Here is a 20,966-nt window from a genome sequence, read left to right as displayed (position 1 = left end):
CAGCCCGATGACGGACCAAAAGTCGATCCCGGAGGGATGCTGATCGTGCACATCGCTGACATCACCATGTTCTACGCCCCGGCCAGCGGCGGCGTACGCACTTATCTTGATGCCAAACACCACCGTCTCGACGCCATTGAGGGCGTACGCCACAGCCTGTTGATTCCCGGAGCCAGCGCTCGCCAGGAAGACGGCATCTATCAGGTTCCGGCTCCACCCCTGCCGTTCGGCAAAGGCTACCGCTTCCCGGTGCGGCTGGCCCCCTGGTGCAATGTACTGCGCGGCCTCAAGCCCGACCTCATCGAGGTGGGTGACCCCTACCTGACCGCCTGGGCGGCCCTTGAGGCGCGGCGTCAGCTGGATGTACCCGTGATCGGTTTCTATCACTCCGACTTGCCGCTGCTGGTCAGCAACCGTATGGGCAACTGGTTCACGCCAAATGTCGAAGCCTATGTCAGCAAGCTGTACGGAAATTTCGACCGAGTGCTGGCGCCCAGCCAGGTGATGGCCGACAAACTTCGCCGCCTGGGCGTGCGCGATGTCCATGTGCAGCGCCTGGGCGTCGATCTGGCCACGTTCAACCCGCAACACCGTGACCCGCAACTGCGCGCCGAACTGGGTATCCCCGATACCACCCGCCTGCTGATCTTCGCCGGCCGTGGCTCGCGGGAAAAAAACCTGCCCGTGCTACTCGATTGCATACAGCGCCTTGGCCGCCCTTACCACCTGTTGCTGGTGGGCTCGAACATGCCAGCCAACGTCCCTGACAACGTCAGCGTGATCAATCACTTCTGCGCGCCACAGGACGTCGCCAGGCTGGTGGCCAGCGCAGACCTGCTGGTGCATGCCGGCGACCAGGAAACCTTCGGCCTGGTCATCCTTGAAGCAATGGCCAGCGCCACTCCCGTGGTGGCCGTGCACGCCGGGGCCTTCGGCGAGATCGTCAATGAGCAGTGCGGGCGCCTGTGCCGGGCAAACGATGGGCAGGCCATGGCCACTGCAGTGCGTGAGGTGTTCGAAGCCGGCGTGCGCAAGCTCGGGGCCCAGGCCCGCTGCCATGTGGAGCAGCATTATTCATGGGATAATGTCGTCGCCGGTCTGCTGCAGCACTATCAAGCGGTGCTTGGCCATCAACCGCAGGTACGCGCCCATGCTTGAGCCCAGCGCCGCGCCGGGCAGCCTGATGCTTGTGCTGCACGACATCTCGCCCGAGACCTGGCCGGACTACCAGCCCTTCGTTCAGGCGGTCGATGAAATGGGCCATGTACCCATGACCTGGCTGGTAGTGCCGAACTTCCATCACCGCAACCCGCTGGCAGGCTCCCCCGCATTCTGCCGCTTGCTCGAACGACGCCTGGCGCGTGGCGATGAACTTGCGCTGCATGGCTTGTATCACACCGACGATGGGCCATCGCCGAGCAGCCTGCGTGAGTACTTCATGCGCCGCCTGTACACCCATGAAGGCGAGTTCTATGCCTTGAACCAAGCGCAGGCCATGCAACGCCTGGAGGCCGGCCTTGAAGTCTTCGCCCGGCAAGGCTGGCCCGTCGCCGGTTTCGTCGCCCCGGCCTGGCTGATGAGCCAAGGGACCCGCCAGGCCCTGAGCCAACTGCCGTTGCGCTACACCAGCACCCCGCAGCACCTCTATCGTTTGCCCGACTTCGCCGCGTTCAATGCCCCTGGCTTGGTCTGGAGTGCCCGTAGCGCCTGGCGCCGCCGTGTGTCGCAGACGGTCTGTGACTGGCAGTGCAGGCGCTGGCGCAACGCTGAAACCCTTCGCCTTGGGCTGCATCCGGTGGATATGCGCCACCGCTCGTCACGAGATTACTGGCTGCGAACGCTGGACAAGCTGCTGATGCAAGGGCGCGAACCCCTGACCAAGTCGGCCTGGCTACAGCGCCAGGCAAACGGATGAACCGTCTGGGCTGGCTGGCCATGGCTCTGGTGATGGCCATGGTGATACCGGCCCTGCTGGGGGGGAGCGAAATGCTGCCCAGGATCAAGGCCTTCGACCTCGGCCTGATGCTGACTCTGCTGGGCATGATCCTGCTGTGCTGGGTAATCAATGCCGTGCGCCTGCGTCTGCTGCTTGGCCAGCAGGGAACAAAGCTTGGACATCTACGCAGCCTCGGCGTAGTGATGGCCACCGAATTCGCCATTTGCACCACCCCAGGCGGCAGCGGTGGGCCGCTGACACTCATGGCGTTGCTGGCGCGTGACCGTATCGGCCCGGCACGCAGCGGCGCGGTGTTTGCCATGGATCAGTTGAACGACCTGCTGTTCTTCTTCTGTGCCATGCTGGCAATAGCCGGTTATGCACTGTTCCACACCCTTGGCCGCAGCCAGCAGGACATGCTGCTGGGCAGCGCCCTGCTGCTGTGCTCGGCACTGGTGGCAATTTTGGCGCTGCTACGTTATCGACGGACGGTGATGCGCTTCAATGGGCGGCTTTTGCAGCGCATGAGGATAGCGCCGGCGCGCAAACGGCGCTGGGCACGCAAGGTGTTGCATTTCATCGATGCCTTGGCACAGACCTGGCGGCTCCCCAAAAGCACACTAGCGTTTGTGTTTACCCTCACCTGCGCGCACTGGAGCCTGCGCTACAGCGTGCTGTACCTGGTATTGCGAGGCTTGGGCGTGGAGTTGTCGTGGATTCCGAGCTTTCTGGTGCAGATGCTCTCGCTCAGCGCCGGGCAGTTCAGCCTGCTGCCGGGCGGAGCCGGGGCCGCCGAGCTGACATCGGCAAGCCTGTTGACGCCCTTGGTGGGCAGCTCCACAGCTGCCGCAGCGATCCTGATCTGGCGAGCGGTCACTTTCTATTTTTATCTGCTGGCCGGTGGGCCGGTGTTTGTCTGCCTGCTAGCGCGTCCCCTGCTGGAGCGCTGGCGGCGTCAGGCGGGCTGAGTTGGCGCCAGAGCTCGGCGGCGCCGGGGAAATCGGTGCCGTCCTGTTCGCTCAGGGCGTCGGGGTCGTAGCGGGAAAGGCAGCCTTCACCGAGGATGGGCGGTACTGATGCGGTGGGTTTGTTGCGTGCGCTGGGCATGTGAGATCCCCTGCATAGCCGGGGCTGCGCTGCAGCCCCAAAGCCGGTATCAATCGAACACGACAGTCTTGTTGCCGTGCACCAGCACGCGGTCTTCCAAGTGATAGCGCAGGCCACGGGCAAGCACCATCTTCTCGACGTCGCGGCCGAAGCGGACCATGTCCTCGATGCTGTCGGCATGGCTCACACGCACCACGTCCTGCTCGATGATCGGGCCGGCGTCCAGCTCTTCAGTCACGTAGTGGCAAGTCGCACCAATCAGCTTCACCCCACGCAGGGCGGCCTGATGGTAAGGCTTGGCGCCGACGAACGACGGCAGGAAACTGTGGTGGATGTTGATGACTTTTTCGGCGTAATCCTGGCACAGCTGCGGTGGCAGGATTTGCATGTAACGCGCAAGCACCACCACATCAGCCGCATGCTCCTGAACCAGGCGCGACACTTCAGCAAACGCAGGCGCCTTGTCTTTCGGGTCGACCGGTACATGGAAGAACGGGATGCCGTGCCACTCGACCATGCTGCGCAGGTCGTTGTGGTTGGAAATCACGCAGGGGATCTCGCAATCCAGTTCATCGGTGTGCCAGCGATGCAACAGATCAGCCAGGCAGTGGGATTCGCGGCTCGCCATCAGCACCACACGCTTTTTCTGAGCCGAGTCAGTAATGCGCCAGGCCATGGAAAACTCTTCGGCGATGGGCGAGAAGGCTTCACGGAAAGCCTCGATACCGAATGGCAGCGATTCGGCGCGGATTTCATGGCGCATGAAGAACCAGCCGCTCTGCTCATCGGAGTGGTGGCTCGCTTCGTTGATCCAGCCATTGTACAAAGCCAGGAAATTACTGACTTTCGCCACGATACCAACACGGTCGGGGCAAGCGATCACCAGACGATAGGTGCGCATGAATAAGACTCCAGAACTTCGCAAAGGCGCTCATTCTAGCGGCACGCCCGGAAAAACGCAGTAATCATTGCACCCCGCCACCGCCGCCTCCTCGCTTACACGCAAGCAGCGGCACGCAGCAACAGCGAGGGCGAAACATGACGAATTACGGGGGCTAATGTAAATATTTTTTTAACCTTGAGATATTTTGTCACAGCCACATAAACAGTTGACGAACTGATTAATAGGTTTACTTGAGAGTTTCGCCTGTCTATTATTGCTCCACACATTCCGAACACGCATTAAGGAACACTCCATGTCCCTGATCAACGAATACCGCGCCACCGAAGAAGCCATCAAGGAACTTCAGGCCCGCCTGGCCAACCTGTCGCAGGATGACAAGCTGAAAAAAGAACTGGAGTTCGAAGGCAAACTGCGCACACTGATGGGCGAATACTCCAAATCGCTGCGCGACGTCATTGCCCTGCTCGACCCAGAATCGAAACTGAGCAAAGGGCCACGTGGCGCAGTCAAGACCACCGCCACCAAACGTGCGCGCAAGGTCAAGCAATACAAGAACCCGCACAATGGTGAAGTGATCGAAACCAAAGGCGGCAACCACAAAACCCTGAAAGAGTGGAAAGCCAAATGGGGTGGCGACGTGGTTGAAAGCTGGGCGACCCTGCTGGACTGATTGTCCGCTTGATCGCTGTACTGCTTAAAACAAGAACGCCGGCACGATGCCGGCGTTTTTGTTTACCTGTACAAAACCACTCAAAAATTGATGGCAAATTGCTCGGCCAGTTGTCGGGCATGCGCCTGCCAGGCATCCAATACCTGCCGCCCTGCCTCGTCCGCGTTGGCCCAGGCGCTTTGGCGTGCCTGCTCGAAGTCACCAAGCGTGTTCGGCGCACCCCATTGCGGATCGCTCAATCGCTGCTGGCAGAAACCATACCAGCGTTGCCGCTCTTCGCTATTCAAGGTCTCCGGGAAGTTGCGCGCCCGATACCGGAATAACAACTCGGGCATGCGCGGGTCATCGAACATCCAGTGGCCTTGCCCCAACTGTGCAGGGTCCAGCGTTCTTACTTGTTCGCACAGCCGGCGATCGCGGTCGCCGAGAAACCCTTCATACAATTGCTGTTCCGGATCTTCACTCGGGACAAAGTCTTCCTTGCCGTAAATGTGTTCCAGCTTGTGTTGCCAAGCGTTCTGTTGATTGGCCAACTCTTCAGCGCGTGATTGTACGAGCGCCAAATCGATACCGAGCCGTTGCTGATCGGCCGCGCGCAATACCGAGAGCGGGGCCACTACCGGGCAGCGATTGATCTGCACCAACTTCAGCGGTATGGGTAATTGCCCGTCAGACAATTCCTCACGGCGGGTGTACAAGCGTTCCCGAATTACCTCGGCACTTTCCCTTAATAAGGGTAGGGTTTCCTGTTGCAGGTCGCACACAATCAGCGCGTTGCGATTACGTGGGTGCCAGGCCAAAGGCAAGACCACCCCCAGATAACTGCGCGCCGCCGAGAAGCGCCCCGATATATGCACCAACGGCTGCAGCAGACGGATTTGCTCCATCACTTTGTGCTTGCTGCGCAACTGGAACAGCCACTCATACAACTTGGGTTGCTTGTGCCGGATCAAGCGTGCCAGAGCGATGGTAGCCCGCACGTCGGAAAGTGCCTCGTGTGCATGCCCATGATCGATGCCATTGGCCTTGCTGAGCAGTTCAAGACGCAGGCTGGTGCGCCCGTCCTGTTGCGGCCAGACGATGCCTTCAGGGCGAAGGGCATAAGCAGTGCGTACCACATCGATCAAGTCCCAGCGGCTATTGCCGCCCTGCCACTCCCGGGCATACGGGTCGAAGAAGTTGCGGTACAGGCTGTAGCGGGTAACTTCGTCGTCGAAGCGCAAGGTGTTGTAACCGGCGCCGCAGGTCCCGGGGAGGGCCAGTTGCGCATGCACCCGAGTCATGAACTCGGCTTCGCCCAGGCCTTGGCTGGCCAGTTGCTGCGGGGTGATGCCTGTAACCAGGCAGGCCGCCGGGTGCGGCAGGATATCGTCGCTAGGGCGGCAATAAAGACTGATCGGCTCGTCGATCTCATTGAGCTCGAAGTCGGTGCGCACACCGGCAACCTGCAACGGCCTGTCGCAGCGGGGGTTGATACCGGTGGTTTCGTAGTCGTGCCAGAAAATGCTTGAGGTCACGGGGACGTCCTGATCAAAGGTCGCCCCGATTCTAACGGACGCGGCCTCAGACGGAAGCGTTGGCCGGATGGAAACTGAAATAGACGCGCAATGAACGCACGAAATCATCGTACTCGCGCGGCGCCTGCAGCAGCATGAAGCCCGAATCGTAATGGCCTGGCGTCTGGTCCTCACGGCACCACAGGCAACTGGCGGTCAGGTTGATGAACTGAACGCCGCCACCGGGCAGCGGCAGGCGTAACTGTAGCTCGAAGTCGGGCCCCACCAGCACCGGCAGCTGGCTGATCAACATCAAGCCATCTTCCGAGGCATTGCCCAACTGCCCGATCGGCTGATCGGTAAAGCGGTTGAAGACCCTCAGTACGCAAGGTAACTGATGGCGTTCGATATGACGCTGATTGAACATGGTCACAATTGCAGTCCGTACCCGATGCCAGGAATACGAGGTACTGGCGGTTGTTGTAACAACTGAGTTACAGGTTAGCGCAGCGCATGCGGCAAATCCCGTGAAATAAACGATACCTTCGTGTTAACGCCAAGGAGAGGTACTCACCGGGTTGGCCATCGCAGCCTCGCCAGCGCGGTAGTGGCCCAGCTTCTCCAGGGTCTGCAGTCGCGCCTTGGCCCGGTATGCATACTCGTTGCGCGGATATTGCTGGATCAGGTACTCATAGGTCTGCGCAGCGTCCACGAAAAGCTTCTGGCGCTCCAGGCACTGGCCACGCAGCAACGACACTTCCGGATGGATGAACGGCCGCGCGCGGCTGGTACGGTCGACTTGTGACAGCTCGAGCATGACCCGTTGGCAATCGCCACGGTCGTACGCACGATAGGCGTTGTTCAGATGGTGGTCCATGGACCAGCGGGTACAGCCGACGGCGCTGGCCGCCAGGGCGAAAACGATCAGGGCTCGCATGGGGATCTCCTTTAATAAAGAGTATATCGGCGTGCCGGTATATTTCTTCAGCTTGCAACTTGCAGCTTGCAACTGCCCTACCTTACCCGCCTGCAGGTAGTGCAACGGAACAATGACTACAGCGCGATTCAGGAGTAGCCTTTCGCTGCGCTTCACTATAGGAGTCTGTGCATGACCATCCGCCGTACCAAAATCGTCGCCACCCTCGGCCCCGCCAGCAACTCGCCGCAAGTGATCGAACAGCTGATCCTCGCCGGCCTGGACGTGGCACGCCTGAACTTTTCCCACGGCACCCCGGACGAGCACAAGGCGCGCGCCCGCCTGATCCGTGAAATCGCTGCCAAGAACGGCCGCCATGTCGCATTGCTGGGCGACCTGCAGGGTCCGAAGATCCGCATCGCCAAGTTCAGCAACAAGCGCATCGAACTGAAAATCGGTGACAAGTTCACCTTCTCCACCGCCCACCCGCTCACCGAAGGCAACCAGGACATCGTCGGTATCGACTATCCCGACCTGGTCAAGGACTGCGGCGTTGGCGACGAACTGCTGCTCGACGACGGCCGTGTGGTCATGCGCGTCGAGACCGCTACCGCTGATGCGCTGCACTGCGTGGTGATCATCGGTGGCCCGCTGTCAGACCACAAAGGCATCAACCGCAAAGGTGGCGGCCTGACCGCGCCGGCCCTGACCGAGAAAGACAAGGCCGACATCAAGCTGGCCGCGGAAATGGACCTGGACTACCTGGCCGTGTCCTTCCCGCGTGACGCCAGCGACATGGAGTATGCCCGCAAGCTACGCGACGAGTCCGGCGGCAGCGCCTGGCTGGTGGCCAAGATCGAGCGTGCCGAAGCCGTTGCCGACGACGAAACCCTCGACAAGCTGATCGCCGCCTCCGATGCCGTGATGGTTGCCCGTGGCGACCTGGGCGTGGAAATCGGCGACGCTGAGCTGATCGCTATCCAGAAGAAGATCATTCAGCACGCTCGCCGCAACAACAAGGCGGTGATCGTGGCGACCCAGATGATGGAGTCGATGATCCAGAACCCGATGCCGACCCGCGCCGAAGTGTCCGACGTGGCCAACGCCGTGCTGGACAACACCGATGCGGTGATGCTGTCGGCCGAAAGCGCCGCCGGTTCCTACCCGATCGAAGCGGTCCAAGCCATGGCGCGCATCTGCTTGGGCGCTGAAAAGCACCCGACCAGCCAGAAGTCCAGCCACCGTCTGCACACCACCTTCGAGCGCTGCGACGAGAGCATCGCCCTGGCGGCAATGTACACTGCCAACCACTTCCCCGGCGTCAAGGCGATCATCGCCCTCACCGAAAGTGGCTACACCCCGCTGATCATGTCGCGCCTGCGCTCGCACGTACCGATCTACGCACTGTCGCCGCACCGCGCTACCCAGGCACGTGCGTCGATGTTCCGCGGCGTCTACCCGATCGCGTTCGACCCGGCTTCGCTGCCGGCCGACAAGGTCAGCCAGGCGGCAGTCGACGAACTGCTCAAGCGTGGCCTGGTGGAGCAAGGCGACTGGGTGATCCTGACCAAGGGCGACAGCTACCACACCATCGGTGGTACCAACGGCATGAAGATCCTGCATGTCGGTGATCCGCTGGTCGGCTGATCTGCCTCAACCGGCGCCGCTCTGCGGCGCCGGTTCAATCACTGCACACCGTCTTCAGGCATGCTCGACGAACACATCGGCAAATACCTGATTCCTCGGTACCCCCGCAATGAAAAGCCGCCGCGCGAAACGCTCTACACTTCCCGGCGAGCCACACACCAACGCGATAGTCTGCCGCGATGATGGCCGCAATGTCGCCAGCGCTGCATCCAGCTGATCCGCCAGTACCTGCTCGACACTCACGCCTTCGATGTGCATCAACGGCTCAGCCAGGTAATGCCCTGCGTTATCATGCGCCACATGCATCACTCTGATTTCCCCCCGATGCCCCTGCCGCAACGCCTCGCGCAAGATGCCCCACAACGGTGCAAGCCCGGTACCTGCCGCCAGCAGCCACAGCGCTTGCGCCTGCCAGTCCAGGTCGTAATACAGCGCCCCACCCCGCAGTTCCCCCAAGCGCAACGTATCGCCAACCTGCAGCCCACGGGCCTTGTCGCAAAAGGCGCCCGGGCGCTGGCAGTCGATATGGAACTCCAGGAACTCATCTTCGCCCGGCAGGCTTGCCAAGGAATAGGGCCGGGCCACCGGACCGTTCCACAGCACCACATGCTGACCGGCCTGATAACGCAATGCCCGCTCCGGCCGCAGGCGCAAGCGCAGCACATCACCCGACCAGTCCAGCGCACAGACCTGTGCAGGAATGCCGTCCTGCAGAGGGTCGAACACCGCTACGCGCAGGTCGTCAATCACCCGGCACTGGCATGCCAGCCGCCAGCCCTGTGCGTGTTTTTCCAGCGCCAGGGCCTCGGGCATTGCATCGGCGGGTTGCCCGTCCAGGCAATGCACCAGGCAGGCGTGACAGCTACCTGCACGGCAGCTGTAGGGCACATTCAGCCCCGCGTCGTTCAGGGCATCGAGCAGATTGCTGCCGGTGGGCACCGTCCAGCGGCGCTCGCCCACACAGAGTTCAGGCATGGTCATCACTTCTCCGGCTATACATCGCCACTCTAAGGCAAGCCGGCATCGGCAGCAAAAAGGATGCCCATCGCCTGCCGACCATGGTCCAGACCACACGCAGGTGTTTCGCAGGCACAGGCGCGCTATACTGCCGCGCCTTTTTGCGTCGGCCTGACCTGTCGACGCCTTGCCAGGCGTTTCGACACGCAGGTGTGCAGTGTCGGAAGGCCTTTACGAATGTTCCCGTCTTTAAGAGGAGCGCGCTGCATGACCGTGATCAAGCAAGACGACCTGATTCAGAGCGTCGCCGACGCCCTGCAATTCATTTCGTACTACCACCCCGTCGATTTCATCCAGGCGATGCACGAGGCCTACCTGCGTGAAGAGTCGCCTGCCGCGCGCGACTCCATCGCCCAGATCCTGATCAACTCGCGCATGTGCGCCACCGGCCACCGCCCGATCTGCCAGGATACCGGTATCGTCACCGTATTCGTGCGCGTCGGCATGGACGTGCGCTGGGACGGCGCCACCCTGAGCGTCGACGACATGATCAACGAAGGTGTGCGTCGCGCCTACAACCTGCCTGAAAACGTTCTGCGTGCCTCGATCCTGGCCGACCCGGCCGGTGCCCGCAAGAACACCAAGGACAACACTCCAGCCGTCATCCACTACTCGATCGTCCCAGGCGACAAGGTCGAAGTCGATGTGGCAGCCAAAGGCGGCGGCTCGGAAAACAAGTCGAAGATGGCCATGCTCAACCCGTCCGACTCGATCGTCGACTGGGTCCTGAAGACCGTCCCGACCATGGGTGCCGGCTGGTGCCCGCCTGGCATGCTCGGCATCGGCATCGGCGGTACCGCCGAAAAAGCCGCGGTCATGGCCAAGGAAGTGTTGATGGAGTCCATCGACATCCATGAACTCAAAGCCCGTGGCCCGCAGAACCGCCTCGAAGAGATCCGCCTGGAGCTGTTCGAGAAGGTCAACCAGCTGGGTATCGGCGCCCAGGGTCTTGGTGGCCTGACCACCGTGCTCGACGTCAAGATCATGGACTACCCGACCCACGCCGCATCCCTGCCGGTGTGCATGATCCCCAACTGCGCCGCCACCCGTCACGCGCACTTCGTGCTCGACGGTTCCGGCCCGGCCGAGCTGGAAGCCCCGTCGCTGGACGCCTACCCGGAAATCGTCTGGGAAGCCGGCCCGAGTGCCCGCCGCGTCAACCTCGACGACATCACCCCGGAAGAAGTGGCCAGCTGGAAGCCGGGCGAGACCATCCTGCTCAACGGCAAGATGCTCACCGGCCGCGATGCCGCGCACAAGCGCATGGTCGAGATGCTCAACCGTGGTGAAACACTGCCGGTTGACCTGAAAGGCCGCTTCATCTACTACGTCGGCCCGGTCGACCCGGTCGGTGACGAAGTGGTAGGCCCGGCTGGCCCGACCACCGCCACCCGGATGGACAAGTTCACCCGCCAGATCCTTGAACAAACCGGCCTGCTGGGCATGATCGGCAAGTCCGAACGTGGCCCGACCGCCATTGAAGCGATCAAGGACAACAAGGCCGTGTACCTGATGGCCGTCGGTGGCGCTGCCTACCTGGTGGCCCAGGCGATCCGCAAGTCCAAGGTTCTGGCCTTCGCCGAACTGGGCATGGAAGCGATCTACGAGTTCGAAGTCAAAGACATGCCAGTCACCGTCGCGGTGGACAGCAACGGTGAGTCGGTGCACATCACCGGCCCTGCGCTGTGGCAGAGCAAGATCGCCGAAAGCCTGGCGGTAGAAGTCAAGTAATCGGTATTGGGGCCGCTTTGCGGCCCCATTCACGCAATCCGCTCGAACTGCTCAGGCCAATCGCGCCTGGTAAATACCTGCCCCTGCTCCCTCACCCGCCGGACCGCTCCCAGATCCACATCGCATACCAGCCACTGGCTGCCCGCAAGGCTCAACGTTTCACTTTCACAAACCACCCCATTGCCCGGCATGCCATGATCCGGCGGCACGAACAATCCCGCACGCCCAATGTTCTCATCCAGCGCCGGTGACCACTGTGCCAACCCCACGGTCGGGCTCTGTAACACCGCAATCTGGTTTTCCAGCGCACGCGCCTGAATTCCGATGCGCACGCGGTGGTAGCCGGCCTCGGTATCGGTACAACTGGGTGCCAGAATCAGGTCGGCACCCGCTTCGGCCAAGTGCCGCGCCAGCATCGGGAACTCATTGTCATAGCAGATCAGGATGCCCAGGCGACCGAGGCCCGTATCGAACACCCTCAGCCCCTGGCCCGCGGTAATGCCCCATTGTTCACGCTCGAAACGGGTCATCATGAGTTTGTCCTGATGCCCCAGCACACCCTCAGGGCCGAATAGCCAGGCTCGGTTGCGGTAGTGCCCATCATTGTCCAGTACCGGTAGGCTACCCGGCTGCAGGTAGACACCCAAGCGCCGGGCGATATCTTCGCACAGCTCCAACCAGGGCTCGATCAACGGCTGGACACCGGCAATGGAGGCTTTGAGGTCGCCGCGCTGGTCGGCAGGCAACTGGCCACTGAGCACCAGGCCGGCGTATTCGGGCAACAACAACAGTTGAGCGCCCGCCTCCGCCGCCTCGGCGCATACGCGTTGCAGGTGCCCGGCATAAGCATCCCAGGTTTCATGCAACTCGATGGCGTACTGGCAGGCCGCCACACGGATCATATCGGCAGTTCCTTGAGCCAGAACGACATGATCTTGTTGCTGCTTTCCGGCTCGTCCAGGTCGCGCCAGGCGTAATGAGTGCGCAGGGACGGGTCATGCAGGAAGCCCCGGTTTCGCCAAAACCCGTGCAATGGCTTGTAGTTGGCAGGCCGCCTGGGATGCACGCCAGGGCGCTCGACGGTGCAGAACGCGCAATAATCGAATTCGGCCAGCTTGTGCGCATAGGACTCGCGCTCAATGAAGAAGCGTACACCCAGGCCTTGGCCACGGTATTCGGGCAGTACCAGCGATTCGCCAAAGTAGTACACACTGGCGGGGTCGCGCCCCTGCGCCAGGAACGGCTGCTGGAACTGGGAGGCAACATCCACCAGCGGCACGCCGGTCGAGGCGCCAACCACCTGGCCCTTGTCCAAGGCCAGCACTACCAGGCTGCGGCCCGAGCGAGCATAGGCTGCCAGGTACTCGGATTCATACTCCAGCGTGCCGTCATAGAGATAGGGGAACTCGCGGAAAACGGTCAGGCGCAGGCGAGCGAGGTCATCGATGTAAGGCGCGATAGCGGCGCCGTGCAACAGGCGTATTTCCATGCTTGGCGGTCGTTTTGTCGATGTGGATGACGCGCTCGGCTAAGCCGGGCTTGAGGGGAAACCCTATCATCCGAACCAATGCTCCACCTTTTCCCTACACGACAGGAACTGTTCCATGACCGCTACCGAACTGGTAAATGCTTACTACGCAGCCTTCAATGCCGGGGACATGCCTGCCTTCCTTTCATTGCTCAGCGAAGACGTGATTCACGACATCAACCAGGGCGAGCGGCAAATGGGCAAGGCCAGGTTTGCCGCGTTCATGCACAAGATGAACCGCTGCTACCGCGAGCGCCTGGCCGATATTGTGGTGATGCAGAATACCGACGGCAGCCGGGCGGCGGCCGAGTTCACCGTACATGGCGAGTACCTGGCCGATGATGAGGGGTTGCCAGCGGCCAACGGGCAGACCTACGTGCTACCGGCAGGCGCCTTCTTCTACATTCACTGCGGGAAAATTGCCCGGGTAAGCAACTACTACAACCTCAATGACTGGGTTGAGCAGGTGGGTTGAACCCACTGGCCCTAGCGCCGGCAAGCCGGCGACGAGGCCAGCTCAGCTGATACGCGTCCCCAGTACCTTGAGGAAGGCCGCAAGCCATGCCGGGTGTGCCGGCCACGCTGGAGCTGTCACCAGGTTGCCATCCACGTGAGCCTGGTCCACGGCGATGTCGATGAACTTCCCCCCTGCCAGACGTACCTCCGGCGCACACGCCGGATACGCACTGCACTCACGCCCTTCCAGCACGCCAGCCGCCGCCAGCAACTGCGCACCATGGCAAACCGCCGCAATCGGCTTGCCGGCCTGGTCGAAAGCTTTGACCAGCGCCAGCACACGCTCATCCAGGCGCAAGTACTCCGGAGCTCGGCCACCAGGGATCAGCAAGGCGTCGTAGCTTTCGGCACGGACCTGGACGAAATCATGGTTCAGGGCAAAGTTGTGTCCAGGCTTCTCGCTGTAGGTCTGCTCGCCTTCAAAATCGTGGATCGCCGTGCGCACCGTCTGGCCCGCGATTTTCTCCGGGCACACCGCATGCACCGTGTGGCCCACCATGCTCAAGGCCTGGAAAGGCACCATCGCCTCGTAGTCCTCGACGTAGTCGCCCACCAGCATGAGAATCTTTTTCGCGGTCATCGCATCCACTCCTTCGGTAGTTTGGGGAACAACCACTGCACGATAGTCTGCTTCAGTCACGACGGTCGAGCAGGTTGACCACCAGGCGGTCCATCCAGCCCCACATCCGCTGCTTCAAACGACGCCACAGTGGCCGTGCGTGCCAGTGGTCAAGATCGACTTCTTCACTGAGGGCGAAATCGCGCTCGAAGCTGGCGATCACGGCCGCGGTCAGCGGCGGGTCTAATGCCTCGACATTGGCCTCTAGGTTGAAGCGCAGGTTCCAGTGATCGAAGTTGCAGGAGCCGACGCTGACCCAATCATCCACCAGCGCCATCTTCAGATGCAGGAAGCAGGGTTGGTATTCGTAGATCCGTACGCCGGCGCGCAACAATCGAGGGTAGTAGCGATGGCCAGCGTAACGCACAGACGGATGATCGGTTCGCGGACCGGTGAGCAGCAGGCGTACATCGACACCCTTGCCTGCCGCCCGGCGCAGCGAACGGCGCACGCTCCAGGTTGGCAGAAAGTAAGGTGTGGCCAGCCAGACCCGCTGTTTACCGCTGTTGAGCGCGCGCACCAGCGAATGCAAGATGTCACGGTGCTGGCGGGCGTCGGCATAGGCCACGCGGCCCATGCCCTGGCCTTGCACCGGCACCTTGGGCAGGCGCGGCAGGCCGAAGCCTTCAGCGGGGCGCCAGGCAGTACGGCGGTTGTTGGCCTGCCACTGGCGGTTGAACAGCAGCTGCCAATCGCTGACCACCGGGCCTTGCATCTGCACCATCACCTCATGCCACTCGCTGGTCGCTTCACCCGGCGTCCAGAACTCATCGGTGACACCGGTACCACCTACCACCGCCAAGCGTTCGTCAACCAGCAGCAGCTTGCGATGGTCGCGATACAGATTACGCAGGCCGCGGCGCCAGCGCAGGCGGTTGTACCAGCGCAGGTACACACCGGCATCCAGCAGGCGTTGGCGCAAAACCGAATTGAAAGCGAGCGAGCCGTAGTCATCGAACAGGCACCGCACGCGTACACCGCGCCGGGCCGCCTGCTCCAGTGCCTCGACCACAGCCTCGGCGCAGGCACCGGCCTCGACCAGGTACAACTCAAGATCGACCTGGGCTTGAGCACCCACGATCGCCTGGAGCATGCGTGGAAAGAATGCGGGGCCGTCGATCAGCAGTTCGAACTGGTTGCCATCGCGCCAGGGAAAGACCGGCCCCGGCATGTCAGCGGGCGTTGAAAATCAGCACCGCATTGACCGGTACCGTCGGGTTGATGGATTTGAGCTTGGCGAACTTGCGCAAGGTTTCCAAGCCGGGCAGCAGGCCGAAATCGTGGGCGTGCAGTATCAACGGCTCAAGGGTCACCACCTGGAAGCGCCGCGCATCGAGGCGGGTTGCCAGCAACAAGGCGTTGTAGCTGTGCGACTGGCCATGCAACGTAACGGTCAGCGGCAGGCGCAATTCGATCTGCGCGCCGTCGGCCAGGTCGTTTATCGGCCGCAGGTCGAGCTGGGCCTTGACCGTCGCTTCGGCAAAGCGACCGACCTCGAACAGGTCCTCACGCATGCGCTCGTCCCGTAGCGGGATACCACTGCTCACCGAATCCATCTCGATACGCAGCCCGGCTGCGCCTTTGCGGTCGACGGTGCCATGCAGCACCAGAAAACGATGGACCTCGGCCGTATCGCCGTTCTTGCCGGTGACGAATGAAAGGCGTGAGGATTCACCATCGAGGTGCCAATTGGCGTGGGCGGGCAGGCACAGAGCCAGCAATAGGACGGGTAAAAGACGGGGCAGCTTGAACATGAGAGATCTCGTGAAACCAGACCGCCAACCTTACCCGGCCGTCTTCATGGCAGCAAGCGGCAGCCAACCTGCGCGCCCTGCCATGCCGCCTGATTGCGCTGGCCCAGCCCTGCAGCACTGACCAGACGCTGCTGGCTATCCTCCTCCAGCATGCTCAACGGCAACCACTGCGCTACATAACCCCGACAATAGGCGCGGTCCAAGCCCATGACAAAACGGCAGGAGCAATACTCCTTGGCCGAATAAGCCGAAAGAATACCCGGGAAATCCGCCAATGCCTGGCGTTCCAGCCAGGCCCAGCCCAGTAAGGCAACCATCACCAGCCCCAGCAGGCGCTTCATGCACCCTCCTTGGCCAGCGCTGTCAGCACACGCTTTAGCAGTTCGTTATGGCTGTAACTGCCATCACGGTCATCGGCGTAGCGGACGATGACCAGCTTGCGGGTCGGCAGTATGTAAAGGGCCTGGCCCCAGTGGCCGAGGGCGGCATAGGTGTCTGCCGGCGCGTCAGGCCAAGGCAAAGTACTGCCCGGCAGTGGCTGGTTGAGCCACCAGTGGCCACCCGGGTTGGCTTCGCCGGGCAGCGGTGTGGCCTGCCTGAACAGGGTACGATTGAAGGCAACCCAGCTTGCCGGCAGCAACTGACGGGCACCCCAGCGCCCTTCACGCTGCATCAACAGGCCGATGCGCGCCAGGTCGCGGGCACTGAGGTAGAGGTAGGAGGAGCCAACGAAGGTGCCACTGCCATCGCGCTCCCAAACGGCGCTGTGAATGCCCAGCGGGGTGAACAGCGCCTGCCAGGGGTAGTCAGGGTAAGAACTGCCCTTGAGCATGCCGCGCAATGCGGCGGCCAGGACATTGCTGTCGCCACTCGAATAAATGAATCGCTGCCCGGGCTTTTCGGCAACGGGCCTTGCAGCAGTATAAGCCGCCATGTCATGGCGCCCGCGGGTATAGAGCATGGCCACCACCGAGGATTTCAGCGGTGCGTATTCGTAGTCCTCCTGCCAGGCCAGGCCACTGGCCCAATGCAACAGATCGGCCAGACGCACGTCGGGGTGTGCTTGCATGGGTGGGTAAAAGCGGGCCGCAGGGTCCTGCAGCTGAAAACGGCCCTCACCTTGGGCCACGCCCAGCACTGTCGCCAGCACGCTTTTGCTCACCGACCAAGTCAGGTGGGCGGTTTTCGCGGTGGTAGGCGCGGCATACCGTTCGTGCAGGATACGGCCGTCGCGAATGATCAGCAGGGCGTCGCTGCGAATGCCGCTGCGCTTGGTGGCGTTGCGTTCAGGGAAGGCATAGCTGTCGACAGCCTGCCAGTCGATGGCCGTGATGTCGGCCTGCCAATCCGGTAGGGGCCAATCCTCAGCCCTGGCCGAACCGACGGCCACCGCCAGGATCATCAACCCTGTCTTCAACATAAACGCCTCTTGGGGTCGCAAGGCGACCCGGGTTTTCAACGGATCAGGCGATCCTGGCAGGCGTTCATGACAATCCGGCAGCCTCCCAAGCCTTGGCCAAGCGCTTTTCCCGAGCAGCCGTCGCCAGCGCCATCACCCCTTGATCCCGCTGCCATAGCTGCGCCCATTGCGCCGGTCCGGCCGACAGCGCTTTGTCGATGGCCCCCTTCAGTGCCTGAAACTGCGCAAACAAGCCCCCCAGCAACAAATGGCAGCCGGCACTGTCGGCGCACTGGCGGCTGGCCTCGGCGCAGCCGGCCAACAAGGCAATCAGGCGCAACCGCAGTTCCTGTTGCCAGGTGCATTCCTGCGCTACGCCATACAACCAGGCAACCATCGCCGCCAGCACGTACAAATCTTCCAGTGAGCGAAACGGTTTAACGTACGCATCCCAACCATCACCGGCCAACAACTCGCAGGCAGCCTGGCGCAGCTGCAGGCGCCCGTGGCCGACCTCAGGCATCAATGGCAGGGTCGGCAACGCCTCCAGAGTCACCCCTGGCTCACCCGGATAAACCACCCCCAGGCTCAGGCGCGGTGCTTCACCCTGCCCTTCGCTGCGCGCCGCCACCAGCAGCCATTCGGCGTCAAGCCCGGCGGTCACGAAGTCCTTGCTGCCGGTCAGGCGCAAACCCTCCAGGCGCGTCTGCATGTCCGCAGGGCGCACGCTACGCCGCTCGGTGGCGCATAACGCGCCGAGACTGGCAGGGGCGCTAGGCCACAGCATGCGCAAGGCGGCCTGGTAGCCAATGAGAAACGCCAGGCCGGGTGTGGCCATGGCGCGCCCAGCCAGCACCGCCAGCTCGAACGGGGCGCACCCACCGAGGCGCTCGAGCTGCGCGGCATATGTCTCACCCAAAGTACCGGCCAGAGGCTGGCGAAAAGGATCGTTGAGTCGTTGCAACCAGGCCATCGGACGCTCCTCTCATAAGCGCTTTTCAGGGCGTGTCACGCAAGCATCACCAAAGGTTCACAGGGGTGACACCGCGGCTACCTAGGCTGACTTTGCACAACAAAGCCGACCGGCCGCAACCCTTCATGGCTGGCTTAGGGAGACTCGCAATGACTCGGACAGCTCGCTCTGGCGACAACAGCACTGAACGCCGTCTGCAAGCCGAACGCCTGGTCGGCGCCGCGGCCCTGCAGGAAGCACAGGCCCTGCGCTACAAAGTGTTCAGCGCAGAATTCAAGGCCAGGCTCAAGGGCGCTGAACTGGGCCTGGACATGGATGACTACGACGTACATTGCCAGCACATCGGTGTACGCGACCTGAGCACCGGCGAACTGGTCGCCACCACCCGTCTACTCGATCATGAGGCCGCCAGCAGCCTGGGGCGCTTCTACAGCGAAGAAGAATTCAGCCTGCATGGCCTGCTGCAACTGCAGGGCCCAATCCTCGAACTGGGCCGCACCTGCGTCGACCCCGACTACCGCAACGGCGGCACCATCGCCGTGCTCTGGGGCGAGCTGGCCGAAGTACTCAACGAGGGCCGCTACAGCTACCTGATGGGCTGCGCGAGCATCCCCATGCAGGATGGCGGGGTCCAGGCTCATGCCATCATGCAACGCCTGCGTGAGCGCTACCTGTGCAACGAACACCTGCGTGCGGAGCCGAAGAACCCGCTGCCCACTCTGGCCCTCCCGAACAATGTCATCGCCGAAATGCCGCCGCTGCTGAAGGCCTACATGCGCCTGGGTGCGAAGATCTGCGGTGAACCCTGTTGGGATGAGGACTTCCAGGTTGCCGACGTGTTCATCCTGCTCAAGCGTGATGACCTCTGCCCACGTTACGCCCGCCACTTCAAGGCAGCGGTCTGATGCGTAAACTGCGGGTGTTCGCCCGCCTCGCAAGGCTGTTGCTGGTGCTGCTCTTCGGCATGCTCATGGCCAGCGTGATCGCCATCGGTGAACGCATGGGCATGAAGGCCTCCAGCGAGCGTCGCCAGCGCTGGACCTGCCTGTTCATGAAACGCCTGGTCGCTGCCCTGCCCTTCGACGTGCGGGTAATCGGTGAACTGCCCAAACGGCCGATGTTGTGGGTCAGCAACCACGTGTCCTGGACCGATATCCCGCTGCTCGGCATGCTGCTGCCGCTGTCGTTTCTGTCCAAGGCCGAAGTCCGCCACTGGCCCGTGGCTGGCTGGCTGGCAGAGAAAGCCGGCACATTGTTCATCCGTCGCGGCGGCGGCGACAGCCAGCGCTTGCGTGAACAGATCAGCGCACAACTGGGCGACGCCAGGCCGCTGTTGATCTTCCCCGAGGGCACCACTACCGACGGGCGCCAGTTGCGGACCTTCCATGGGCGTTTGCTGGCAGGCGCCATCGATCAAGGTGTGGCGGTGCAGCCTGTTGCCATTGAGTACCTGCGCAACGGCGAGGCTGACCTGGTTGCGCCGTTCATTGGTGATGATGACCTCGTGTCACACCTGATGCGGCTATTCGCCGAGCCGCGGGCTGAGGTGTGCATCCACCTGTTGCAGCCGATCAGCAGCGTGGAAAAAGAACGCGCAGCGTTGGCATTTCAGGCGCAGCAGGCTATCCACATGGCGTTGTTCGGGGTTGGCGAAGTCGAGGTAGCGGCGCGCCGGCAGGCCCGGGCTGCTTGATGCTTGATTGGCAGCACACCGCTATCTGCCAGACCTCTGTGCCGCGGCAAACGTCTGCAACTGCGGATAGAACTCACGGAAATCAGCCAGCAACGGCTCGTACAAGTGCTCAAGCTCCGCCATCACTCCCATCATGCCCTCAGGTCGGGACAAGCGTCGCCCAATGCCGTTGAAGACCTGCTCCAGGGTGGAAAAATTGCCATACGCCCCCAGCCAGTCATCTGCGGCCATCAAGGGCGCAATGCGTGCCAGCCGCCCTGGCAACTCGGGCTCGGCCAGCAACACGCGATAGAACGCACCGGTAAACTGCTCCAGCGACTGTTCGGCATAGTCGCCCCAGTGCTGCGCCAGGCAATGGTCGAAGAACACATCCACAATGATCCCGGCATAGCGGCGCCGCTCCCGGGGGAACCGCGCCAGCGCCGCCAACACCAACGGGTGCTGATCGGTATAGCTGTCGATGTGCCGATGCAGCCGAATGGCGGCCTCCAGCGTCGGCGCAAAGCGCCCCTCCAGCGAGCCTTTGACAAAATCGCCATACAGGCTGCCAAGCAGTTGTTGCGGCGCCGGGCCGCCCAGGTGCAGGTGTGCGAGGTAGTTCATGGGCGCAGTTTAGCACTGCTCATACGTATATCGTTATAACGCGATATAACGATTCGCGCTCAGCTCAGAACCACTTCATATTTCTATATCGCGAAATACCGATTTATATTTCGCCATATCGCGATATACCGCTACACCACGAGCCCCACACCATGCCTCTCGATCTCGACGACATAATAAAAGCCCTGGCCCACCCGGTCCGGCGAGAAATCCTCAACTGGCTCAAAGACCCGGCAGCGCACTTTCCCGCCCAGCACCACAGCACCGAACACGGTGTCTGTGCCGGGCAGATCGATCAACGCTGCGGCCTGTCGCAGTCGACCGTTTCTGCCCACCTGGCGACGTTGCAGCGCGCAGGCCTGATCAGCAGCCAGAAGGTCGGCCAGTGGCATTTTTTCAAACGCAACGAAGCCACCATCCAGGCGTTCCTCGAACAACTGCGCCAAGCGCTTTGACA

At 62.1% G+C, this 20,966-nt stretch carries 24 protein-coding genes; 10 read left to right on the top strand and 14 right to left on the bottom strand.

Annotated features, from left to right (window positions below):
• Positions 1-45: 45 nt before the first annotated feature.
• Genes ACW4TB_RS13715 through ACW4TB_RS13705 form a run of 3 tightly spaced genes read left to right on the top strand, consistent with a single transcriptional unit; the run spans position 46 to position 2,904 of the window.
• Entirely contained in the window at positions 46-1,158 is a 1,113-nt protein-coding gene (locus ACW4TB_RS13715; RefSeq protein WP_012312931.1) for a glycosyltransferase family 4 protein, read from the top strand.
• Positions 1,151-1,915 (top strand): DUF2334 domain-containing protein, encoded by a 765-nt coding sequence (locus tag ACW4TB_RS13710; RefSeq protein ID WP_012312930.1) that lies wholly within the window; start codon positions 1,151-1,153, stop codon positions 1,913-1,915. The genes ACW4TB_RS13715 and ACW4TB_RS13710 overlap by 8 nt, the downstream gene beginning before the upstream one ends.
• Positions 1,912-2,904 carry a lysylphosphatidylglycerol synthase transmembrane domain-containing protein gene (locus tag ACW4TB_RS13705; RefSeq protein WP_254467198.1) on the top strand — a complete coding sequence of 331 codons (993 nt, stop codon included), beginning with the start codon at positions 1,912-1,914 and terminating at the stop codon, positions 2,902-2,904. Before ACW4TB_RS13710 ends, ACW4TB_RS13705 begins: the two co-directional genes overlap by 4 nt.
• Positions 2,905-3,092: 188 nt before the next feature.
• Here ACW4TB_RS13705 and purU read toward each other — a convergent pair whose 3' ends face one another.
• On the bottom strand, positions 3,093-3,944 hold the full coding sequence (purU, locus tag ACW4TB_RS13700; RefSeq protein ID WP_012312928.1) for a formyltetrahydrofolate deformylase: 852 nt from the start codon (positions 3,942-3,944) through the stop codon (positions 3,093-3,095).
• Positions 3,945-4,239: 295 nt separating this feature from the next.
• On the opposite strand from purU, the gene mvaT reads away from it, so the two are divergent.
• Entirely contained in the window at positions 4,240-4,617 is a 378-nt protein-coding gene (mvaT, locus tag ACW4TB_RS13695) for a histone-like nucleoid-structuring protein MvaT (protein WP_012312927.1), read from the top strand.
• Positions 4,618-4,697: 80 nt separating this feature from the next.
• On the opposite strand, the gene sbcB is transcribed toward mvaT, so the two are convergent.
• From sbcB to ACW4TB_RS13680, 3 genes are all read right to left on the bottom strand, one after another.
• Positions 4,698-6,134: an exodeoxyribonuclease I gene (sbcB, locus tag ACW4TB_RS13690; RefSeq protein WP_012312926.1), complete on the bottom strand. Its 1,437-nt coding sequence runs from the start codon at positions 6,132-6,134 to the stop codon at positions 4,698-4,700.
• Positions 6,135-6,180: 46 nt separating this feature from the next.
• Positions 6,181-6,540: a PilZ domain-containing protein gene (locus tag ACW4TB_RS13685; protein WP_012312925.1), complete on the bottom strand. Its 360-nt coding sequence runs from the start codon at positions 6,538-6,540 to the stop codon at positions 6,181-6,183.
• 123 nt (positions 6,541-6,663) lie between these two features.
• Complete coding sequence (locus tag ACW4TB_RS13680; RefSeq protein ID WP_012312924.1) at positions 6,664-7,050, bottom strand: hypothetical protein; 387 nt, start codon at positions 7,048-7,050, stop codon at positions 6,664-6,666.
• A gap of 171 nt (positions 7,051-7,221) precedes the next feature.
• On the opposite strand from ACW4TB_RS13680, the gene pyk reads away from it, so the two are divergent.
• Positions 7,222-8,676: a pyruvate kinase gene (gene pyk / locus ACW4TB_RS13675; protein WP_012312923.1), complete on the top strand. Its 1,455-nt coding sequence runs from the start codon at positions 7,222-7,224 to the stop codon at positions 8,674-8,676.
• A 54-nt stretch (positions 8,677-8,730) separates the two neighbouring features.
• On the opposite strand, the gene ACW4TB_RS13670 is transcribed toward pyk, so the two are convergent.
• Positions 8,731-9,657: an iron-sulfur-binding ferredoxin reductase gene (locus tag ACW4TB_RS13670; RefSeq protein WP_012312922.1), complete on the bottom strand. Its 927-nt coding sequence runs from the start codon at positions 9,655-9,657 to the stop codon at positions 8,731-8,733.
• Between the two features lie 243 nt (positions 9,658-9,900).
• Between ACW4TB_RS13670 and ACW4TB_RS13665 the strand changes: the two genes are divergently transcribed.
• Entirely contained in the window at positions 9,901-11,424 is a 1,524-nt protein-coding gene (locus tag ACW4TB_RS13665) for a fumarate hydratase (protein WP_012312921.1), read from the top strand.
• A 29-nt stretch (positions 11,425-11,453) separates the two neighbouring features.
• Here ACW4TB_RS13665 and ACW4TB_RS13660 read toward each other — a convergent pair whose 3' ends face one another.
• Positions 11,454-12,326 (bottom strand): carbon-nitrogen hydrolase family protein, encoded by an 873-nt coding sequence (locus ACW4TB_RS13660; protein WP_012312920.1) that lies wholly within the window; start codon positions 12,324-12,326, stop codon positions 11,454-11,456.
• The gene (locus ACW4TB_RS13655) at positions 12,323-12,913 is read right to left on the bottom strand and encodes a GNAT family N-acetyltransferase (protein ID WP_012312919.1); all 591 of its coding nucleotides are present in this window, start codon (positions 12,911-12,913) and stop codon (positions 12,323-12,325) included. Before ACW4TB_RS13655 ends, ACW4TB_RS13660 begins: the two co-directional genes overlap by 4 nt.
• Positions 12,914-13,028: 115 nt before the next feature.
• Between ACW4TB_RS13655 and ACW4TB_RS13650 the strand changes: the two genes are divergently transcribed.
• The gene (locus ACW4TB_RS13650) at positions 13,029-13,427 is read left to right on the top strand and encodes a nuclear transport factor 2 family protein (RefSeq protein ID WP_012312918.1); all 399 of its coding nucleotides are present in this window, start codon (positions 13,029-13,031) and stop codon (positions 13,425-13,427) included.
• 42 nt (positions 13,428-13,469) lie between these two features.
• On the opposite strand, the gene ACW4TB_RS13645 is transcribed toward ACW4TB_RS13650, so the two are convergent.
• The 6 genes from ACW4TB_RS13645 to ACW4TB_RS13620 form a co-directional block, all read right to left on the bottom strand.
• A complete protein-coding gene (locus ACW4TB_RS13645) occupies positions 13,470-14,048 on the bottom strand; it encodes a DJ-1/PfpI family protein (RefSeq protein WP_012312917.1) in 579 nt (192 codons plus the stop codon).
• A gap of 52 nt (positions 14,049-14,100) precedes the next feature.
• On the bottom strand, positions 14,101-15,258 hold the full coding sequence (locus tag ACW4TB_RS13640; RefSeq protein WP_012312916.1) for a phospholipase D-like domain-containing protein: 1,158 nt from the start codon (positions 15,256-15,258) through the stop codon (positions 14,101-14,103).
• A gap of 1 nt (position 15,259) precedes the next feature.
• A complete protein-coding gene (locus ACW4TB_RS13635; RefSeq protein WP_012312915.1) occupies positions 15,260-15,841 on the bottom strand; it encodes a YceI family protein in 582 nt (193 codons plus the stop codon).
• Positions 15,842-15,885: 44 nt separating this feature from the next.
• A complete protein-coding gene (locus ACW4TB_RS13630) occupies positions 15,886-16,182 on the bottom strand; it encodes a hypothetical protein (RefSeq protein ID WP_012312914.1) in 297 nt (98 codons plus the stop codon).
• The gene (locus ACW4TB_RS13625) at positions 16,179-17,261 is read right to left on the bottom strand and encodes a serine hydrolase domain-containing protein (protein ID WP_254467197.1); all 1,083 of its coding nucleotides are present in this window, start codon (positions 17,259-17,261) and stop codon (positions 16,179-16,181) included. Before ACW4TB_RS13625 ends, ACW4TB_RS13630 begins: the two co-directional genes overlap by 4 nt.
• Before the next feature lie 64 nt (positions 17,262-17,325).
• The gene (locus tag ACW4TB_RS13620; protein WP_254467196.1) at positions 17,326-18,213 is read right to left on the bottom strand and encodes an acyl-CoA dehydrogenase family protein; all 888 of its coding nucleotides are present in this window, start codon (positions 18,211-18,213) and stop codon (positions 17,326-17,328) included.
• 149 nt (positions 18,214-18,362) lie between these two features.
• Here ACW4TB_RS13620 and olsB point away from each other — a divergent pair, with 149 nt between their 5' ends.
• Positions 18,363-19,118 (top strand): L-ornithine N(alpha)-acyltransferase, encoded by a 756-nt coding sequence (gene olsB, locus ACW4TB_RS13615; RefSeq protein ID WP_012312911.1) that lies wholly within the window; start codon positions 18,363-18,365, stop codon positions 19,116-19,118.
• Complete coding sequence (locus ACW4TB_RS13610; RefSeq protein WP_012312910.1) at positions 19,118-19,906, top strand: lysophospholipid acyltransferase family protein; 789 nt, start codon at positions 19,118-19,120, stop codon at positions 19,904-19,906. The genes olsB and ACW4TB_RS13610 overlap by 1 nt, the downstream gene beginning before the upstream one ends.
• Positions 19,907-19,927: 21 nt before the next feature.
• Here the strand turns inward: ACW4TB_RS13610 and ACW4TB_RS13605 are convergent, their stop codons facing one another.
• Positions 19,928-20,509: an acyl carrier protein phosphodiesterase gene (locus ACW4TB_RS13605; RefSeq protein WP_012312909.1), complete on the bottom strand. Its 582-nt coding sequence runs from the start codon at positions 20,507-20,509 to the stop codon at positions 19,928-19,930.
• A 152-nt stretch (positions 20,510-20,661) separates the two neighbouring features.
• Between ACW4TB_RS13605 and ACW4TB_RS13600 the strand changes: the two genes are divergently transcribed.
• Positions 20,662-20,964 (top strand): ArsR/SmtB family transcription factor, encoded by a 303-nt coding sequence (locus ACW4TB_RS13600; protein ID WP_012312908.1) that lies wholly within the window; start codon positions 20,662-20,664, stop codon positions 20,962-20,964.
• Positions 20,965-20,966: the final 2 nt, after the last annotated feature.

It is taken from the genome of Lelliottia jeotgali, assembly GCF_977070485.1.
The sequence above is the reverse complement of the archived record's forward strand: the minus strand, read 5'-3'. Positions and strand labels throughout refer to the sequence as shown.

Bases quoted from the DNA above. Each gene is read 5' to 3' on its own strand.
- ACW4TB_RS13705 (WP_254467198.1), top strand. From the start codon at position 1,912: ATGAACCGTCTGGGCTGGCTGGCCATGGCTCTGGTGATGGCCATGGTG.
- ACW4TB_RS13635 (WP_012312915.1), bottom strand. From the start codon at position 15,841: ATGTTCAAGCTGCCCCGTCTTTTACCCGTCCTATTGCTGGCTCTGTGC.
- ACW4TB_RS13670 (WP_012312922.1), bottom strand. From the start codon at position 9,657: ATGACCATGCCTGAACTCTGTGTGGGCGAGCGCCGCTGGACGGTGCCC.
- ACW4TB_RS13650 (WP_012312918.1), top strand. From the start codon at position 13,029: ATGACCGCTACCGAACTGGTAAATGCTTACTACGCAGCCTTCAATGCC.
- ACW4TB_RS13600 (WP_012312908.1), top strand. From the start codon at position 20,662: ATGCCTCTCGATCTCGACGACATAATAAAAGCCCTGGCCCACCCGGTC.
- ACW4TB_RS13645 (WP_012312917.1), bottom strand. From the start codon at position 14,048: ATGACCGCGAAAAAGATTCTCATGCTGGTGGGCGACTACGTCGAGGAC.
- purU (WP_012312928.1), bottom strand. From the start codon at position 3,944: ATGCGCACCTATCGTCTGGTGATCGCTTGCCCCGACCGTGTTGGTATC.
- ACW4TB_RS13620 (WP_254467196.1), bottom strand. From the start codon at position 18,213: ATGGCCTGGTTGCAACGACTCAACGATCCTTTTCGCCAGCCTCTGGCC.
- ACW4TB_RS13640 (WP_012312916.1), bottom strand. From the start codon at position 15,258: ATGCCGGGGCCGGTCTTTCCCTGGCGCGATGGCAACCAGTTCGAACTG.
- ACW4TB_RS13605 (WP_012312909.1), bottom strand. From the start codon at position 20,509: ATGAACTACCTCGCACACCTGCACCTGGGCGGCCCGGCGCCGCAACAA.
- olsB (WP_012312911.1), top strand. From the start codon at position 18,363: ATGACTCGGACAGCTCGCTCTGGCGACAACAGCACTGAACGCCGTCTG.
- ACW4TB_RS13710 (WP_012312930.1), top strand. From the start codon at position 1,151: ATGCTTGAGCCCAGCGCCGCGCCGGGCAGCCTGATGCTTGTGCTGCAC.
- ACW4TB_RS13610 (WP_012312910.1), top strand. From the start codon at position 19,118: ATGCGTAAACTGCGGGTGTTCGCCCGCCTCGCAAGGCTGTTGCTGGTG.
- ACW4TB_RS13630 (WP_012312914.1), bottom strand. From the start codon at position 16,182: ATGAAGCGCCTGCTGGGGCTGGTGATGGTTGCCTTACTGGGCTGGGCC.
- mvaT (WP_012312927.1), top strand. From the start codon at position 4,240: ATGTCCCTGATCAACGAATACCGCGCCACCGAAGAAGCCATCAAGGAA.
- ACW4TB_RS13685 (WP_012312925.1), bottom strand. From the start codon at position 6,540: ATGTTCAATCAGCGTCATATCGAACGCCATCAGTTACCTTGCGTACTG.
- ACW4TB_RS13665 (WP_012312921.1), top strand. From the start codon at position 9,901: ATGACCGTGATCAAGCAAGACGACCTGATTCAGAGCGTCGCCGACGCC.
- ACW4TB_RS13660 (WP_012312920.1), bottom strand. From the start codon at position 12,326: ATGATCCGTGTGGCGGCCTGCCAGTACGCCATCGAGTTGCATGAAACC.
- pyk (WP_012312923.1), top strand. From the start codon at position 7,222: ATGACCATCCGCCGTACCAAAATCGTCGCCACCCTCGGCCCCGCCAGC.
- ACW4TB_RS13655 (WP_012312919.1), bottom strand. From the start codon at position 12,913: ATGGAAATACGCCTGTTGCACGGCGCCGCTATCGCGCCTTACATCGAT.
- ACW4TB_RS13625 (WP_254467197.1), bottom strand. From the start codon at position 17,261: ATGTTGAAGACAGGGTTGATGATCCTGGCGGTGGCCGTCGGTTCGGCC.
- ACW4TB_RS13680 (WP_012312924.1), bottom strand. From the start codon at position 7,050: ATGCGAGCCCTGATCGTTTTCGCCCTGGCGGCCAGCGCCGTCGGCTGT.